Genomic DNA, 19,460 nt, shown 5'->3' with positions numbered 1-19,460 from the left:
TGCGATAGCTTTACATGGTGCTTTTACCTCTGAGTGTTAGTCGCAATAGCAAGCATGACAGCTTATTGTCTGACACCGCCGCAAAGTAGCTAAACCTGTATCACCTTGATATGCTTCTTTGAATGCTAGCCTAGCTCAGCAGATAAAAATGGCAGTAATGGTGTCGACGTATTTTTTGAGGCTAATGTGTTAGATTCGGTACTGCATCTTGCAAATAAATATATATTAGTTACGAAGTTAGTATAAAAATAATATATTACATGAAAATCAGAAAAATCAATTACTTGAGTATATAAAACAGCACCCCATTACTGATACCAATATTAAAACAAAAAAACCTCCTTATATGGAAGTTTTTTATGCCGATAATATTTACTGCGATACTTACATCGCTGTTTCATATTGCATGACAGCACATATCTTAATCGGTACGGCAAACCTCCATGGCATGCCAGCGCTGCAATAAAAATACCCGTCACTATATGACACAATATACGCCGTAAAATCATTACCACAATGATCCATCATGGCGCGTTCATCATTTTCATCACAAACTGCACACCATATATCCTGATCACCTCGTGCTAGCATTGCCCGTGTTAAATCACTCCCTTTTAATTCGTTGTACATCATCAGCTCCTTAGTCATTCTAAACCCTCTAAAAACAAAGTGTTCTTAAAGCATTGATTCCAATATTACCGAATCTTCTATTTTGATATGAGCGATAAGCAACGTCTTTTTTTGAGTGAGAATTAAGATGCGCAAAGCATTGCTTATTGTTTAATAGTCGTATATTAGCGCGGATAATATATTGTAAAACACCGGAAGCAAAACTGTAACATATAAACGTAAAATTCATGACAAACGGTGAAGTTGTTACGACAAATGGTGCAACTAAACAAATAATTTTTAGATAAACTATATTTAGACTGAGTAATAGAAAACACATGTTCACTAAACAACGCTAGATAAAATTATTATTATTCTCCAACCCTATGATATATAAGATTTGTAGTAGATTATATTATCTATATGGCTCCACCACATTGCCCAACAATTTATTGTAAAGTCTTATCTTAAAACCTAGCTTTTCATCATAAATCGAAGCAGTCAAATCAGGTACAATAATGATTATGACAACCTCTATAACGCCTAATTCTCGGAAAATTATTCATATAGATATGGATGCTTTTTATGCCAGCGTGGAGCAGCGTGATTTTCCTGAATTACGAGACAAGCCATTGGTCGTTGGTGGCGATCCGAATGGTCGCGGTGTCGTCGCAGCAGCCAGTTATGAAGTACGTAAATTTGGTGTACGTTCTGCCATGTCTTGCTATGAAGCACGAAAACGCTGTCCAGAAGTAATTTTTGTGAGACCACGTTTCGAAGTTTATCGAGCAGTTAGCGATGAGATTCGCCGTATTATGTACCTCTTAACCCCAAACGTTGAGCCATTATCGCTAGATGAAGCCTATCTAGATGTCACAGGACTGGAAGTCCATAAGGGCTCAGCGACGTTGATGGCCAATTGGCTGAGAGCTCAAATACTAGAGCACACAGGACTGAAAGCGTCTGCCGGCGTCTCATTTAACAAAATGCTGGCCAAAATTGCTTCAGATATCAATAAACCCAATGGCATTGCGATTATCACGCCAGCAGATGCCAATGCCTTTATTAGCACCTTACCTATTGAGCGCTTTCACGGTATCGGTAAAGCAACTGCTAAGCGCCTACATGCGATGGGCGTGAACGTTGGTGCCGATCTACGGCAGACGCCAGCAGCAGTATTGGTACAGGAATTTGGCAAACGCGGTCAGTTTTATCATGACATCGCACATGGACGTGATGAGCGCGCTGTCAAGTCTGAGCGCATGCATAAATCCATTGGCTCAGAGACTACCTTTAAAGACAATCTAACGGATGATAATGCGTTACGAGTACAGATTTATGAGCAGAATGAAGATGCTTTTAATCAAGTACAGAAAAAACAGCTAATCGCCTACACCATTACGCTCAAAGTTAAATATGCAGACTTTACTCAAATAACACGCTCTCACACCTTATCAACTGCTTTTGATAGTGCCAAATCTGCGCACTATTGGTTAGACAAGCTGTTTTTAGATATTCCTCGTGAGTTGCCCATTCGTTTAGTGGGTGTCACCTTCTCCTCCCTTGCACCCGCTGCACAATTACTGCCTCAGTTAAATTTGTTTGAATAACTTCATAGGCGACTGGTATTAAACAGTTCTTTCGATGATTATTAATAGTAACTGATAGCAACTATTTATATTATTTCTTAGGCTATTGTTCGAAGTAGCTGCCTTACTTATATGCGCACGAGTCGTTATTAAACTGTCCTTTCACAATCTCATTTCTGCTACAATTACATCAAAATTTATATTCATTTAAAGACTCATTATGACCGACATACATGCTGTAGACTCTGAAACCAACGCCTTAATTGATACTAATAAAGATAACGATACCTTAGATTACTTAAGCGTTGATGATTACGATTATGAGTTGCCGGATAGCCTGATTGCACGCTATCCGTTGTCGCAACGTTCTGCCTCCAAACTACTATACTTGCCTGCTGACCAACAGAAAACTATTACTGTAGAGGATCGTTTATTTGCTGAGCTGCCTGACTTGTTAAGTGCTGGAGACCTCATCGTGTTCAATGACACTAAAGTGATGAAAGCACGATTATTCGGTCAAAAAGACACTGGTGGTAAACTTGAAGTGCTCATTGAGCGGTTGGTCGGTATTTCGGACTTGGATACAGCAACGTTGCATTTAGAGGACATGACTGATAAGCCAATCAATCAAGAGCATATTGCGCTTTGCCATGTAAAAGCCAGTAAAGCACTTAAACTTGGACAACGCTTGCAACTCGCCGATGGTCATATGAGTGCGACTATGATTGGTCGTCAAGACAATTTATTTATCTTAGCTTTTGATGCGCCTATCTTGCCGCACTTAGAGCTTTATGGTGAGTTGCCTATCCCGCCCTACTTTGAACGCCATGCTGACGATACAGATAATGCTCGCTATCAAACGGTCTTTCATGACCCAACCAAGCTTGCAAGCGTAGCAGCGCCTACTGCAAGCTTACATTTTGATGACTTAGTACTCAGTAAACTGACTGAAAAAGGCATCCATACTGCCTTTGTCACTTTGCATGTCGGCGCTGGTACATTTGCGCCTGTAAAAACTGACAACTTACTCAATCACACCATGCATAGTGAATATGCGCATCTACCACAAGCCACTGCCGACCTAATCAATCAAACGCATGCTAATGGTAAGCAAGTTATCGCTATTGGTACGACGGTTACCCGCGTGCTCGAAACAGCTTATCAAAAAACAACCAATGATGGACAGGCGCTATCTAGTTGGTCAGGCGACACTGATATATTTATTTACCCAGGATTTAAGTTTGGTGTGATAGACAAACTGTTAACCAACTTTCATTTACCCAAATCCACATTACTAATGCTAGTGTCTGCATTTTCGGGTAAAGACATGATAGAGCATGCTTATCAACATGCTATTAAAGAGCAATATCGCTTCTTTAGTTATGGCGATGCAATGCTACTTGAAAAAAAATAAGCTTAAACATTACTTAAACATTTTTTGTATTGTTCACAACAGTTGTGAAATAAACTGGTAAACTAAGCGGTATTTTGTTATAACAGCAAAGATAACTTATATTCTAAAGGGCGGCACATGTCTGGTCATTTATCTCATCGTTTGACTAATATACATCGCGCGGTATCGGTGGCACTACTTTATTCTGTAGGTTATGCCGCCTTAGTGTCGAGTGCACAAGCGGCAACGATAGGAAAGACTGTCGTTACTTCTGTTCAGCATGAGCCTCTGGTAGCGAGCATTGCTGTTTCAGATATTAGAGCAGCTGACTTTTCAGCAAGCTTGGCAAACTCTACTATCTATCAACAGATGGGTCTTACCCAGACTGACTCAATGAGTGTACGCTTTCAGCCTACTTCAGCGACCAGTGGTCAAGTATTTATAACGACTTCGCAGCCAGTATCTAAGCCTTTTGCCGATGTAGTTCTGACTCTAAATGATAAAGGTCAACACAATGTTATTCCTAAGACATTGTTGATGCCGCTTAATGATAATGTGCCTGTTGAAGCAACTAAGAATACCGTTACTGGCGCAAAAAAACCAAGTTTACCAAGTGTATCCGCAAGTATTGCCGAGCCATTAACCGTCAGAAAAGGTGCGCCACCACCGTTTATATCAGCGCCTAATGTATCAACGAGCGAGTTAGTTGCCTCTAAATTGCCAGCGCCGAGCATGCAGTTACCTACCGTGGGTACTGCGGCGCAAAGCACCAATCTTGCTTATGCACCGAGTCGTTTGGATAACGGTCGCCTGAGCAATAGCGTTGAGACAAATAATACCAATACTAACGACAATAAGCCGAATTCAGCAAGCCGATTAGACAATGGTCGTTTGAGTGCAGATAAGAATGTTACGACAATCGGCACCAATAATACCGACCTTAATGAAAATAAAAATACATCGATTACAGCGCTCACTGACAAAAAATTCGATATTTTAAATATACAAATCACCCGCCAAATACAGCCAAGTAGCAAGTCAGATAACGGCTTAATGACTGCTGTGCCTATGATGCCCGCACCAAACGATAAGAAAGCAAACATATCAATGCCCGATCTAGACACTAGCAATGGCATCACTACCGCTACTCCGATGAATAATATACCTGCTAACATTGCTGCACCTGCATCGCCTAACACCAATGTTGCCAACAGTGCCTCTGACAATACGGCAAGCAGTACTGCGGCTGCCCAGTATCAGGTACAGCGCAACGATAGCCTATGGGTCATTGCTCAGCAGATAGCACAAGAAAATGATCTCGATGTGCAAACCGTGATGAAACAGATTCAATCACAAAACCCTGATGCTTTTATTAACAAAGATGCCGATCAATTAAAAGCAGATGCCAAGCTTAGCTTACCTAGCTATGATGTCGTGCCATCACAACAGAAATTAGAAGCAGCTATTAGTGCACAAAGACGATATAACCGCAGAGCAAATACACCAGTGGTGAAAAAAACAGCTAAGACACCAGCTAAAAAAATTGCTGAGAAACCTCAAGCAACGAAACAACGTAAAAAACCAATGATTACGAAGACACAAACATTACCAAAAGCACAGTTTTCTGTGCTAGCTCCTGGTCACAATGGCAGTGCAGATGGTACTCAAGCGAAATCTGCTTCGGCAACAGGTAATGGTCTTAGTACAGACGTATTGGCAACACTCAAGGCATCAAGAGAAAAAGCGGCCTTACAAGCTCAGCGCTTGTCAAAAACCAGTAGTGTCCTTGATAGCTATACTAAAAAAATTCAACTACAGAACCAAAAACTGGCTGAGCTACAAGCTCGTCTCAAAAAACTACGCAATCAATAATTGCCTGACTAATCAATGCAATACGCCGTGATCATAGGCGTGGGAGTAACTATGGACAACATGCTATATATCATCGCTGGATTGGTACTTATTCTACTAGTAGTTGGTTTAGTACTGCGCAAAAACAAAGCGCAAAAATCCTCACCACAACCATTTGCAAAGTCGGAGCAAAACGCTGCTACGACAACTCCGGACCATGGTTCTCCTACCCAAAGCACTAAAGCTGAAGATAAATTCAATCATATCATGATTGCGCAGCGTTTTATGGATCAACAACGCTATGACAAAGCGATTGAGACACTCAATCGTGGCCTAAGAGATCAACCAAATGATGGTGAATTATCGCTCAAGCTGCTTAGCATATATGCGACCATCAATCAGCCAGAAAACTTCAATAAAGTTTATGATGCCATCAAAACGCAAAGCGACCCAAAGAGTGTCGCTCTAGCCGACGAGTTGAAAGCTTTATTTTCTGAAGAGCAGAATCAAGTCGCGGCAAAAGAGGCACCAGTAGAAGATAATAGCGGTTTTGAAAGCATAGATTTTGACTTACCAACTAGCCAAGTCGATAGCAATAACGCTACTCTAAGTAACGAGCCTATCATTAGTGCGACATCTTCAAATGATTCTCCAGAGACAACCGCTCCTGATGACAAAGTAAACGATAGCTTTGATCTTACACTGAACGATCTAGAGAGCGGTTTCAACGAACCTGCTGCAACCAATACAGCGCCTGTCGCATTAGATGTGACAGAAGATGAAAGTATCAATGTATCTACTGTTGATACTCCTACCGAAGATGACGAGCTTATTGATTTCGACTTTAGCTTTGATTCACCTGAAAAAACGAGTGCGCCAACAGAGCCTTCTATAGACGCAGCTTCATCTGATCATGCTACCGAAGATATGACGCTAGACAGTGAAGATTTCGTCTTAGATTTTGATGATTTAGCGACTGATGCTGATCAAAGTACTGAAGAGAACATTACTGAAGAATTGGTTATTGATGCGTTCGAAAGTGATGCAGCAGAAGACTTTGTATTACCTTCAGACAATATTGATACGCCAAGTAGCACAGAAACGTCGTTAGAAATTGAAGAAACTACCTTTGCAGAAAATAGTGATAACTTTGTTCTTCAAGACAGTAGTTTTGAAGAACAAAGTTTTGAGGACAGCGATTTTGAAATAGAAGATCTTGAAATAGAAGATCTTGAAATAGAAGATCTTGAAATAGAAGATCTTGAAAAAATTGATGTTGAAGAGCCAATGCTCAACGATAGCAACTTACCAGAAACACTTGCTAATGGGTTTGCTGCTATACCGACTGACACGCCACTGTTCGATGACAACAGCCTAGTAAGTGATGAGTTTGCTGTAGAGCCTTTGACTGCAGCTAGCCCAGTCGATATCGAGACCGATATTGCAACTGACGAAGTGGACGAAACTCCTGAAACTGCAGAGGATTTCTCATCGCGTTTTGCAGCAGATTTTGACTTTGTAAAATCATTAGATAGCAACCAAGTGACTCTTAACTTGGCTGGCCAATATCTGCAGCTGGGTGAATACGACAGCGCCAAACGCTTACTCAATGAAGTGATTGCCCATGGCGATAGTGAACAGCAAAACCAAGCGCAAATACTACTTGAGCGCACTGCCTAGTAAACAACCCGTTTTCTCATCAGCAAGTATTCTACTACCATAGAATACTTGCTGATTTTTTTTGCATTTAACCTTTATACTATCTATTATTAATAGAGCTTATTGAGTACATTCTAGACGTGCTTTTCTTTCATACTTAATTATTACACCAATACTATGCCATCTTCTGCTATGACAACGACCATATCAAACACTATTCAACTGATTTATGCTGGTGGTACTTTTGGGAGCTACGGAAGACCATTAGCACCCTTAGCAGCAGATGTGTTTTTGCCAACATTACAGACATTGATACTTAATCAGGATAGTGCAACCAAGCACCCAAATATCTCTTGGTTAGATAATGCATTGATTAAAGACAGTAGCCAACTCACTCCAAGTGACTTTGTCCATTTTTATCAGCTGTTACTGACTGCTTATGCTCAAGGTGATAGGCGATTTGTGTTAATTACTGGTACGGACACCTTGAGCTACTTAGGAGCATTTTTGGCAGAAGCCTTTTCAGGTAGCGATATTTGTGTCATCGTCACTGGCAGTATGCGCCCATTGTTAGACAGTGAAGTACTACAGTCCTACACTATCGACACTCACAGCGATGCTTGGGACAACCTCAATCATTCGTTAAAACTGGCAGCGGCAGGTGAGTCGGGTGTCAAAATCAGTTTTGGTGGTGAATCTTGGCCAGCTCAAACGGTACAAAAGATTCATAGTCATGATTTGATGGCATTTACTGGGCACTCTCGAGCAGCCTATCCAGCAAATAGCTATATTAAAAACCTACCAGATACCCGACGCCAGCATTGGCTTGATAACCAGAAATCACTACTTGCTAGCATTCAAGCGCGTGCTGAATCCAGTCGTATTCATGCACTATATTGCTTACCTAATGATACCGACGTCATCAACACTCAGCTGCAAGCGCTCGTATCACAGCCACCCTCTGGCATTATTCTACTGGGATTTGGGGCTGGTAATGTTCCTTATTCCGCAGCATTGGCCGAAACATTGGAGCTGATTCATAAAAAAGGGCACATCGTAATATGTGCTAGTCAGTGCCCATTTGGCGGTGTTAGCGATAGCTACGCGGCGGGTAGTTGGCAATATGACCATCATGTCATTGCAGGTGGACGTCTAACGATTCCGGCGATTTATGCACGATTATTATGGCTGCTATTACGTTACGACACTCCGGCAAGACGCAAACAGCGTTGGTTGAATAATGTCAGTCAGACTGGCACAAGCATAAAAAAACGATAAACTACTATTAATCTCCTTAACTTTATAAGTTTAAAAAATCACCATGTCTGAAACTGAAATCATCGAGTTTGAACGTTCGCCAATTTATACCTTAGCGATTGCTATTGAATTTTTGGGCACACATTATCATGGCTGGCAGCGACAACGAGAAGTGATGGGTGTACAAGAAGCACTCGAAACGGCTATTAGTACGGTTGCCAACGAATCCGTAGAAGTCATCGCAGCTGGGCGTACTGATGCAAGCGTGCATGCCAGTAATATGATTGCTCATTTTACGACTCATGCTTATCGCCCTACCCATAATTGGTTGCGCGGCGTAAACAGCTTGCTACCTGATGACATTGCTCTACGCTGGATTCAACCGATGCCTGCTGACTTCCATGCGCGCTTTGGCGCTATTGCCCGTCGTTATCGGTATATTACTCTGAACCAACCACAGCGCCCTGCGATACTCAATCGTCAAGTCACGCATATCTACGAACCGCTCGACTTAGCAGCAATGCAATTGGCAGCATCTGATATCGTTGGCACTCATGATTTTAGTAGCTACCGTGCCGCAGCTTGTCAATCCAATCAGCCAGTGCGTACCATCAGCCATGCTAGGCTTTTCAAACACGGTAAGTTTATTGTGTTTGATATTCAAGCAGATGGATTCTTACATCATATGGTTCGTAACTTAATGGGTACTTTATATGCCATTGGTAGACATGCATTAGTACCAGACGATTTTTTGAATATTTTGCATAAAAAAGACCGTACGATTGCACCGCCGACCGCCTCTGGTGATGGTTTGTACTTTATTAATGCTTATTACCCTGAACGTTTTCAGCAGATATTACCACAGGCACCTTTGACCCCTGTTTGGCTAAATCTACCTGACTAAATTAATATGGGCTGGCATACATATCACTTACAGACTGTCAAGCAAAAACCCGGTTCTGTATTGCTTTAACCTGCTAACTTACGTATAATATGGGCTTATTTTTAATTGATTGATACAAATTATGGCAAAAGACGATATTATCGAATTTGAAGGCGAAGTCATTGATACCCTTCCTAATACTTTATTTAAAGTTCGTTTAGAAAACGGACATGAAATCATTGCGCACATCTCTGGTAAAATGCGTAAGCATTATATCCGTATCTTGACTGGTGATAAAGTTAAGGTCGAAATGACGCCTTATGACCTGTCTAAAGGGCGCATTACTTATCGTGGTAAGAACTAATTTTTTATTGACTAACATGGTTATAAAAGCATTTATATAAACACAGCCAGTTGTCGAATGACACTTTTATCACTGGTATAAATGTTTGAGTGGTTTGACTGATAATAATAATGAAAATGCTAAGCTACTCATTATTTCCTATCAATATTTTAGTTATTTGAATTCCGTTTTTACCATAAAAAATACCGCTCAATATCAGCGGTATTTTTTTCTATTTTTTATGATTTAGCTTATTTATGTTTAGCTAAATTCGACAGTTGCGCCGTTTTTAATCACACCTAAAAGACTAAGTGCATCCCAGTTAGTCAGACGCACACAACCAGCTGATGCCTGACGACTGATACGAGCAGGATCTGGTGAACCATGAATCCCATAAGCTGGTTTACTCAGTCCAATCCATACTGAACCAACCGGGTTGTTAGGGCCAGGCGGAATGATAGACTTACGACCGTCACTGCCTGTATAGGTATAATTAGGCTCATTTACTTTCACCTTTACGGTATGCGTGCCTGTCGGCGACGGTGTCGCTGTACTACCCACTGTCGTTGGATAACTAGCAACTAACTTATTGTTTTCGTCATAAGCATACAGTGTCTCAGTGTCCTTGTCAGCGACTACTCGGCTGACAGGCTTGGTGTTAGGGTTGCCAGGGTTATATACCGTAATAATTTCACCAGCAGTAAAGCCGGCATTAGGATTAAGAGATTTTAGATATTTCTCACTAATATGAAATTTTTCTGCGAGCGCCTCAGTGAGGCTTTCATAATACATTCCTTCGAGCTTAGATTTCGCAACAGAATCTGTCGGTATAGTCGTGGTCTTGACGTTTACATCTGCATCAGTTAGCTGATAACTAACTAATACAGGTTGTGTCATAAGTTTTTCATTTTTAATCAGTGCTTGCCACGTTTCATTGTTTAACGTGTCAGTTACAGTCAGGCCATTCGCATTTTGAAATGCTTGCATAGCTTTTCGGGTATTTTTCCCCCAATATCCATCAACAGGCCCTACCCCATTATGATGCCAGTTCAATAAGGCTTGCAGTTTCGTTCCCATATTACGATCTATATCAGCATCCGTAGTCCAATTGATATTGTTCACTTCTTTTGCCGTGTCTGATAGGTTTTCAATTGTGTATTTTATGGTAGGCAATAGCTTATTTAATGATGTTGCAGCTTTACTATCCCCTGTTAATTTTTGGCTTATCCCATTCGTCACTGGACTCACTTCTGTCGGAGCTGTAGCGCTATTATCTACAATCATGCTATTAGTTGGTTCTGCTGCAATACTTTGCCCCATAAAGACGACTGTAGAGAATCCAATCATTGCTATCGCTGTGCTTAATTTTTTTAATTGATACATGTGATACTCCTGATTTTTGATAAAATTTTTGTTTTTATTATGCATAAACTCTTATTTTTAGACTTTCGAACCTTTAATGGTTATAGCGCTTTTTCTATTAATTTCCTTATAAAATGATGAATACACCTATCCATTTGTTATTAATCAATATTGCCATATTCCTCTGTGGTCATATAACAACTTTGTGTTAATGAACGCCTTACACGATAGTAGCTGTGTTAAAACAAGTGCTTTTTTACGACTTGGTGAATTAGTATGTTACGGCTAGTAAAACTTTCAGACAAGCACAAAAAAACCCACAATCTGCTTAGCAAATTATGGGTTTGCAACTACAAGAATTTATGAATATTAAAATAACTCAATCTACAAATAAGACGGAGAAAATTTTAAGCTATACTAAAAATATGCTGATTAAACCAGTTTAGCCAATACTGCTTGACCCATTTCTATACAGCCTACTTGTTTAAGTCCAGCTTCACTGCTGTCTAAAATATCAAGCGTACGTAAACCATCATCAAGCACATCACTGACCGCTTGCTCAATGGCTTTAGCGGCCTCTTCTTGCTTAAAGGTATAACGCAGCATCATCGCAACAGATAAGATGGTTGCCAATGGATTGGCTTTATCTTGCCCTGCGATATCAGGTGCTGAACCATGGCACGGCTCATACATCCCTTTACCTGCCACATCTAGACTGGCTGATGGCAACATACCGATAGAGCCGGTTAGCATCGCCGCTTCGTCAGATAAGATATCACCGAACATATTGCCCGTTACCATCACATCGAACTGCTTAGGATCTTTGATCAACTGCATACAAGCATTATCAGCGTACATATGCGATAACGCCACATCGCTATAGTCCGCTTGTTGCATCTGGGTCATCGTCTGCTTCCACAGCTCTGTGACTTCTAATACATTTGCTTTGTCCACTGAGCAAACTTTAGGCGCTGTACCTGCTGCTTGCGCACGTGTTTTTGCCAATTCAAAAGCAACTTTACCGATACGTTGAATCTCGCTCGTACTATACACCATGGTGTTATAGCCTTGCTGCTCGCCATTCTCTAATGTGCGAATACCACGCGGCTCACCAAAATAGATACCACCTGTCAGCTCACGAACGATAAGCAAGTCTAAACCTGAGATGATTTCAGGCTTGATGCTAGAGGCATTAGCAAGCTGCGGATAAAGCTTTGCCACACGTAGATTAGCGAACAAACCAAGCTCACCACGGATTTTCAGTAGACCACGTTCAGGACGCTTACTACGTTCAATACCATCCCATTTAGGGCCGCCAACAGCGCCTAGCAATACGGCATCTGCAGCACGTGCACGCGCCAAAGTCTCATCAGGTAAAGGCTCGCCAGTTGCATCAATAGCCACGCCACCAATCAATCCAGACTCAAGTGTCAAACCTAATGTAAATTTATCGTTCACAGCATTAAGCACATCAATGGCTTGGGTCATGATCTCAGGGCCAATACCATCGCCTGCTAATGTTAAAATCGTTGCCATACTGATCCTTGGGTAAGTAAGTTTTATTTATAATACTGCTATAAGCACATGATAACTTTTAAAAGATAATTACTCGTGTAATAAGCTGCACAAAAAAACGAGATTTATCTTATTTAAATGACTACTAAATTCTGTATCAATCTGAGGCTAGCACACTGGTTATTAAGCTTTTGATTTCGCTTTTGACGGTGTAGGCATAGTATTGGTGAGACGTGTTTCTACAAACTCGCCTTGATGCTCAGCACCCAGTTCTTTGCAGAAGCGGCGCTGTACACTATTTCCTTGATACAGATCGACACACAAAGGCTCTGGTGAGGCCGTGTCTAACAAACTGCCTGAGCTATCACTAGATTTCTTTTGATAAGCTCGAAGCTGATAAGTATCTGCCTCGACAAAATCATGAATCATCGCAAAACGCTCAACATAGCCCAAGTTATTTTCTGGATAAAAATTCACTTGTACTTCTCGTTTGGCTGGCTTTACCCGTGCATAGTAATTGGTTAGACCTACGATACCTGAAGCAGACAAAGGTACAATTTTTATCTCATTTTTATGAGAAATCGGTGTCATGTCCATCTTCATAGTGACTGACGCACGTTTATTACTATTGTAATTTGTCCCACTACCACTTGTTCCATTGTCACTCGCGGCTGTCATCGCAACGACCATCGCAGCATTAATAGGCTCATGGGTGTCAGTCCCTATCACTGGCACTTTGTCTATTCGCGCAATTTCACAGTGATAAGTGCCTATACAAGCAATATTCACCTCACCAGCGATGGGTTGAATCTTACCTGCCCACGCTTTTGCGCTTTCTGCCTCATCTATTTTCTGGTAGCCATTCATGAGCTGACAGCCTGACAACCACAAGCTGGCAGCAACAATTGTACTTGTCCATAAAACATAACGTTTTTTATTCATAATGACGGCTACTATTCATAAGTGAAATAATAAAATACTTTATAAAACCATACTTCATTTTAGCCAGTTCGCCGCCATAACTCAACGCTGCATTACGGTTGTTCAGCAGTTTTATGCACCATAGCTATCAATTAATTGCCTAGGCTCGTACTTCGTTGAATATCCAAGGCGTTTTTTGCATCATTTGTTGCTCGTACTCTTTGATAGCATCGCTTTGCTGCAAAGTAAGACCGATATCATCAAGACCATTTAGCAAACAATGCTTACGGAAATCATCCACTTCAAAAGCATATTCTTCACCTGTTGGCGTAATAACGACCTGACGCTCAAGATCAGCAGTCAGCTCGTAGCCTTCATTAGCAACGGTAGCTTTCATCAACGCATCAACGATGTCTTCCGCCAGTACAATTGGGAGCATGCCATTTTTAAAACAGTTGTTATAAAAAATATCAGCGAAGCTTGGTGCAATAACGGTACGAAAGCCATATTCTGAAAGCGCCCACGGTGCATGCTCACGGCTAGAGCCACAGCCAAAGTTTCTGCGTGCCAGCAAGATATTAGCACCTTGATAACGTGGTTGATTGAGAATAAAGTCTGGGTTAATAATGCGTGTACTATTGTCCTGACCTGGATAGCCTTCGTCGAGATAGCGCCAATCATCAAACAAATTGACGCCAAACCCTGTGCGTTTAATAGATTTTAAAAACTGTTTTGCGATAATTTGATCGGTATCGACGTTTGCGCGATCTAAAGGGCAGACGATACCTGTTTGGGTGTTATAAGCTTGCATAAAATTTCCTATCAATGATGTTTTTATTGATGTGTATCTGTCTTAGAATGTCCGCACATCTACAAAGTGACCGGCCAATGCTGCTGCTGCTGCCATCGCTGGGCTAACCAAATGCGTACGACCACCATTACCCTGACGACCCTCAAAATTACGGTTGGAGGTTGAGGCACAATGCTCTTGTGGCTCAAGCTTATCGGCATTCATGGCTAAACACATAGAACAGCCCGGCTCGCGCCATTCAAATCCAGCGTCCGTAAACAAGGTATTCAAACCTTCTGCTTCTGCTTGTAACTTCACTTGACCAGAACCAGCGACGACAATGGCTTCTTTAATATTGTTAGCTACTTTACGGCCCTTAATTACCGCTGCTGCATCACGTAAATCTTCGATACGTGAGTTGGTGCATGACCCAATAAAGATACGATCTAGTTGGATATCGGTAATTTTTTGACCCGCTTCTAGACCCATATAAGTATAGGCACGTAACCAACCTTCTTCTTGTGCTTCATCCACAGCTTGATCAGGTGTTGGTACTGACTGAGTGATGTCGACGACCATTTCAGGTGATGTACCCCAGGACACTTGCGGCGCTATTTGGCTACCATCAATCTCGACCACGCTGTCAAATACTGCATCATCATCTGAATACAATGTGCGCCAGTATTCTTCAGCTTGTTGCCATTGTGATTCCGTTGGTGCATAAGGACGGCCTTTCACATAATCGATAGTGATGTCATCGACCGCAACCATACCTACGCGAGCACCTGCTTCGATGGCCATGTTACAGACGGTCATACGACCTTCCATACTCATCTCTTCAAATACTTGCCCTGCAAACTCAATCGCGTAGCCTGTGCCACCCGCTGTACCAATTTTTGCGATGATGGCCAGTACAACATCTTTCGAGGTCACGCCAGCACCTAGCTGACCAGTCACACGAATTTGCATATTTTTTGATTTTTTCTGAATCAGGCATTGAGTTGCCAATACATGTTCAACTTCAGACGTACCGATACCATGTGCCAAGCAACCAAGTGCACCATGGGTCGCTGTATGCGAATCACCACAAACGACGGTCATACCTGGTAATACGAGGCCTTGCTCAGGACCAACAACGTGCAAAATTCCTTGACGAGCATCGTTGATCGTAAATTCAGCGATATCAAACTTGGCACAGTTATCATCCAAGGTAACCACTTGCAAGCGTGATACTTTGTCTTTGATACCAGACACCCCTTCTAAGCGCTCTTTAGACACCGTTGGCACGTTGTGATCAGGACTCGCGATATTGGCAGACAAACGCCATGGCGCTCGATTGGCCAATTCCAAACCTTCAAATGCTTGCGGACTTGTCACTTCATGCAGTAGATGACGATCGATATAAATTAGGCTCGAACCATCATCACGTTTAGTGACTTCGTGAGCGTTCCAAAGTTTGTCATATAACGTTTGACTGGCCATGTTGCTATCCTTTATTGGTTGCTAGCTACTTAATTACTCGATGGCTTACACCATAATAAACGAGGATTCTATTTAAAATTTATGTATAACAGCTTGATGGTATTTTCTTATCAATGCCTATTGGCTTAAAACTGACATTTTTCAATCAATACTTTCATCAAAATAGATCTATCAGGACATCTCTACTCTATAAATACAAACCTATAAATACAAAATAACAATTCTCTATTTTTTTATATTTATTACTGCAATTGAGGCTCAAAACAAGTTTTATAGCGTCATTTATCAAGTTAATCTAATAAATATGTCACAATACGTCCTGATGTCTTGTGATTATAGCAGGCTAATCCTATAATAATAATTGATGATTTTTGACCAGACGCAAACTTTTATTTCTAATACATTATGATTAGGCCAGCCAACTTTTATTTATAGCTCGATAAGTAGCTAAGGACATCCGCTTGAACACCACAAACTTAACGACTTTCGTCACTGTTATGCACACAGGCAGTATTTCGGGCGCGGCAGAAAAGCTGTTTATTACTCAGCCTGCTGTCAGTAAACGCATCAAAAATCTAGAAGATGAATTTAATATTACGTTGTTTGACACAGTAGGACGCGGGATTGTACCGACACAAGCAGCCAATGAGATGCTACCACATGCCAAACGTTGGTTAGAAGATTATGAAAATTTCAAAATTAACCTACAGCACTCTCAACATATCGTATCTGGCAAACTGGTCATCGGCACCAGTCATCATATAGGCTTGCATCATCTAGCCCCTGTGCTTAAACACTTTATTCAAGCTTATCCTGCCGTACAGTTAGAAGTACATTTCGTTGATTCAGAAAAAGCACACAAGGCCGTGTTAGACGGTGATTTATCGTTGGCTTTCGTCACGCTGCCACCGGTTTATGATAAGCGCTTGACCTATCACACGCTATGGTCAGATCCTCTCTACTTTATGACAGGCACTCTATCGCCTTTAGCGACCAAGTCTAATGTCACCTTAGAGCAATTGGCACGTTATCCTGCTATTTTGCCATCTGCCAATACCTTTACCAGTCAGATTACCTTGGCTGAATTCGCCAAGCACAATCTCAAGCCTTATGCCACGATGAGCACTAATCCACTTGAGTCTATTCGCATGTTGGTTTCTGTTGGGCTTGGTTGGTCAGTGTTGCCACAGACCATGATCAGTCAAGATTTGGAACGTATCGATATGGCTGATAACGTTGAGCTACAGCGTCATTTGGGTGTTGTAATCAATCCAAAACTAACACAATCTAGTAGTGTTACTGCTTTGCTAGACTTGCTTGCTCCTATCGAATAAAAACTGCTCTCTAAAGATCAATTTCTATAGTTACAATTAGGACAATTTATTGGGTCAAAAAAGCACGCTATTCGCATTTGCGTCAGTCATACGTTATAATACACTCGGCGTTGTCTACATAACAAAAACTTACCATATGAACACTGATAGTCATATATTGAAGACTTCTAGTAAGATATGATGGTTAGTAGTAGGTTTGATGGTTTTAAATGATTGGTTATACAGGCGGCTTATATTGATATATAACGAGCAAATGCGAGTAATTGAGACAGATAGAAAGAGCGTAATATTTCTATTACTCTCAAATGACTGCTTAATTAGTATTCGCCCTAAAACAGCATCAATCATATAAAACTAACAACAGATATTAAATAAAAGCCATTATGTCCTACTTAATGGCTTTTTTTGTCTTTAGATATTGTTTTGGACATCGTCTTGTAACACTTAATATTTATAGTTAAAAATAATTACAGCCAACATGGTTGGTTAAGGATCATTTATATGAACGGAGTTTCTAGTGGCGTGCTGATATCACTCGGCGCCTATTTCTTAGTGATGATTGGGATTGGCATTTACGCTTATTTTAAGCAAGCCAATGATACTGAAGGCTATATGTTAGGGGGTCGTAACTTAGGTCCAGCAGTAACGGCACTTTCGGCAGGTGCATCAGATATGTCAGGTTGGTTATTACTTGGCCTACCTGGTTATATGTTCGCCGATGGTGTGGTTAGTATTTGGATTGCCCTTGGTTTGACATTAGGCGCATTCTTGAACTATCTCATCGTGGCACCGCGTCTTCGTGTTTATACCGAAGTAGCTGATAACGCTATTACCCTACCTGATTATTTCGCCAACCGCTTCGAAGATAAATCACATATGCTACGGGTTATTTCAGCCGTGGTTATCATCTTGTTCTTCACTGTTTACACCGCAGCCAGCTTAGTAGGTGGTGGTAAACTATTCGAAAGCTCACTCAACCTTTCTTACAGCACAGGCCTATGGGTCACCGCAGGCGTGGTTGTCGCATACACCTTGTTTGGTGGTTTCTTAGCCGTGTCAATGACCGACTTTGTGCAGGGCGTTATCATGCTTTTTGCCATGGTTATCGTACCGGTTGTTGCTTTCACAGACTTAGGTGGTATTTCTGCCACCACAACAGCTGTTAGAAACATTGACCCTAGTTTGCTAGACATTACCAGTGGTATGACGGTTATTGGTATCGTTTCTTTGATGGCATGGGGCTTAGGCTATTTTGGTCAGCCACATATTATCGTTCGTTTTATGGCGATTCGCTCAGTAAAAGACGTTCCTACTGCGCGTAATATCGGTATGAGCTGGATGGTAGTTAGTCTTGTAGGTTCATTGATGACTGGTTTTGCTGGTCGCGCTTATGTACAAAAAACTGCGATGACACTAGACGATCCTGAAACTATCTTTTTAGTATTCACTCAGTTTTTATTCCATCCACTGGTATCAGGTTTCCTATTAGCCGCTATTTTAGCCGCTATTATGAGTACGATTTCTTCACAGCTATTGGTGGTATCAAGCTCACTAACCAAAGATGTGTACAAATTGTTCTTTGATCAAGATGCACCAGAAGCTCGCCAAGTATTGGTTGGACGTATTTCTGTAGTCGCCGTTGCTCTAGTATCAATCTTACTTGCCTCTAATCCTGAAAGCTCTGTACTAAGCCTTGTATCTAACGCATGGGCTGGATTTGGTGCAGCATTTGGACCATTGGTTATATTTAGCTTGATATGGCGTGGTATGAACCGCAACGGTGCGGTTGCTGGTATGGTCATTGGTGCTTTGACCGTCATTCTATGGATATATGGTCCATTCGAGATGAATGGTATGGCATTGAATAGCTGGTTATATGCTATCGTTCCAGGCTTTGTATTAAGTACGATCGCAATCTTTGCTGTTAGTATCATGACTGGTGGTCCAAGACCTTCAGTATCTGCTAAGTTCGAAGAGATGGAGCTGAACCTAAACAAGTAACTTTGTTTAGCACTTTTAGCTTACTACAATAAAAAAGCCTCGCCATCATTGGCGAGGCTTTTTTGTTGATTGCAATTAATACAAAAGAGAAAAGTAACTAGAACTTAAATCAACTCACTTTGGGCTTGTCGCTTAGTACCTACCGTGTGTTGGCAATGCCAAATTGCTATAACGACAGTACCAATACCTCTATTTTCTTTGTGAAAGGATATAAACAGTCGTTAATTATTCTTTCAGACTGTCATGTAAAGATTCCATCAATAGATCGCTATAGTATCCAATCGTAGCGCTATACTTCTCAAATAACCCCACATAGCATACAAGCTGAAACTCGATAGCTTACCTTAAACCCCCTCTATAACTTCAGTCTACTTAACCACAGTAATTTATCACCTGCCCTATATTTACTTATAACGATTGCAGCAATCAGCATTTTTTCACTGAACAGCATGTCCTATTATTCGTTATTAA

At 41.2% G+C, this 19,460-nt stretch carries 15 protein-coding genes; 9 read left to right on the top strand and 6 right to left on the bottom strand.

The window, feature by feature from the left end; translation table 11 throughout:
- Positions 1–384 precede the first annotated feature (384 nt).
- Positions 385–630 (bottom strand): hypothetical protein, encoded by a 246-nt coding sequence (locus DFP82_RS04520; RefSeq protein WP_110922539.1) that lies wholly within the window; start codon positions 628–630, stop codon positions 385–387.
- A gap of 503 nt (positions 631–1,133) precedes the next feature.
- On the opposite strand from DFP82_RS04520, the gene dinB reads away from it, so the two are divergent.
- From dinB to infA, 7 genes are all read left to right on the top strand, one after another.
- Positions 1,134–2,219 (top strand): DNA polymerase IV, encoded by a 1,086-nt coding sequence (gene dinB, locus DFP82_RS04515; protein ID WP_110922563.1) that lies wholly within the window; start codon positions 1,134–1,136, stop codon positions 2,217–2,219.
- Positions 2,220–2,418: 199 nt separating this feature from the next.
- Positions 2,419–3,612: a tRNA preQ1(34) S-adenosylmethionine ribosyltransferase-isomerase QueA gene (queA, locus tag DFP82_RS04510; RefSeq protein ID WP_110922538.1), complete on the top strand. Its 1,194-nt coding sequence runs from the start codon at positions 2,419–2,421 to the stop codon at positions 3,610–3,612.
- A 117-nt stretch (positions 3,613–3,729) separates the two neighbouring features.
- Positions 3,730–5,463, top strand: coding sequence for a type IV pilus assembly protein FimV (locus DFP82_RS04505; protein ID WP_110922537.1), 1,734 nt, complete (start codon positions 3,730–3,732; stop codon positions 5,461–5,463).
- 51 nt (positions 5,464–5,514) lie between these two features.
- Positions 5,515–7,122, top strand: coding sequence for a FimV/HubP family polar landmark protein (locus tag DFP82_RS04500; RefSeq protein ID WP_110922536.1), 1,608 nt, complete (start codon positions 5,515–5,517; stop codon positions 7,120–7,122).
- 171 nt (positions 7,123–7,293) lie between these two features.
- The gene (locus tag DFP82_RS04495; RefSeq protein WP_110922535.1) at positions 7,294–8,379 is read left to right on the top strand and encodes an asparaginase; all 1,086 of its coding nucleotides are present in this window, start codon (positions 7,294–7,296) and stop codon (positions 8,377–8,379) included.
- Between the two features lie 43 nt (positions 8,380–8,422).
- On the top strand, positions 8,423–9,262 hold the full coding sequence (truA, locus tag DFP82_RS04490; protein ID WP_110922534.1) for a tRNA pseudouridine(38-40) synthase TruA: 840 nt from the start codon (positions 8,423–8,425) through the stop codon (positions 9,260–9,262).
- A gap of 121 nt (positions 9,263–9,383) precedes the next feature.
- Complete coding sequence (gene infA, locus DFP82_RS04485) at positions 9,384–9,605, top strand: translation initiation factor IF-1 (RefSeq protein WP_021814850.1); 222 nt, start codon at positions 9,384–9,386, stop codon at positions 9,603–9,605.
- Positions 9,606–9,845: 240 nt separating this feature from the next.
- Here the strand turns inward: infA and DFP82_RS04480 are convergent, their stop codons facing one another.
- From DFP82_RS04480 to leuC, 5 genes are all read right to left on the bottom strand, one after another.
- Entirely contained in the window at positions 9,846–10,967 is a 1,122-nt protein-coding gene (locus DFP82_RS04480; RefSeq protein ID WP_110922562.1) for a L,D-transpeptidase family protein, read from the bottom strand.
- A gap of 411 nt (positions 10,968–11,378) precedes the next feature.
- Positions 11,379–12,482 carry a 3-isopropylmalate dehydrogenase gene (gene leuB / locus DFP82_RS04475; protein ID WP_110922533.1) on the bottom strand — a complete coding sequence of 368 codons (1,104 nt, stop codon included), beginning with the start codon at positions 12,480–12,482 and terminating at the stop codon, positions 11,379–11,381.
- A 162-nt stretch (positions 12,483–12,644) separates the two neighbouring features.
- Positions 12,645–13,403, bottom strand: coding sequence for a hypothetical protein (locus tag DFP82_RS04470; RefSeq protein ID WP_110922532.1), 759 nt, complete (start codon positions 13,401–13,403; stop codon positions 12,645–12,647).
- A 139-nt stretch (positions 13,404–13,542) separates the two neighbouring features.
- Entirely contained in the window at positions 13,543–14,193 is a 651-nt protein-coding gene (leuD, locus tag DFP82_RS04465; RefSeq protein WP_110922531.1) for a 3-isopropylmalate dehydratase small subunit, read from the bottom strand.
- A 42-nt stretch (positions 14,194–14,235) separates the two neighbouring features.
- Positions 14,236–15,654, bottom strand: a complete 1,419-nt coding sequence (leuC, locus tag DFP82_RS04460; RefSeq protein WP_110922530.1) for a 3-isopropylmalate dehydratase large subunit — start codon at positions 15,652–15,654, stop codon at positions 14,236–14,238.
- A gap of 461 nt (positions 15,655–16,115) precedes the next feature.
- On the opposite strand from leuC, the gene DFP82_RS04455 reads away from it, so the two are divergent.
- Positions 16,116–16,988 carry a LysR family transcriptional regulator gene (locus DFP82_RS04455; protein WP_110922529.1) on the top strand — a complete coding sequence of 291 codons (873 nt, stop codon included), beginning with the start codon at positions 16,116–16,118 and terminating at the stop codon, positions 16,986–16,988.
- Between the two features lie 501 nt (positions 16,989–17,489).
- Complete coding sequence (gene putP / locus DFP82_RS04450; protein ID WP_110922528.1) at positions 17,490–18,989, top strand: sodium/proline symporter PutP; 1,500 nt, start codon at positions 17,490–17,492, stop codon at positions 18,987–18,989.
- Positions 18,990–19,460: the final 471 nt, after the last annotated feature.

The organism is Psychrobacter fozii (assembly GCF_003217155.1).
Lineage (GTDB): Bacteria > Pseudomonadota > Gammaproteobacteria > Pseudomonadales > Moraxellaceae > Psychrobacter > Psychrobacter fozii.
This window is presented reverse-complemented; position numbering and strand designations above follow the sequence as displayed.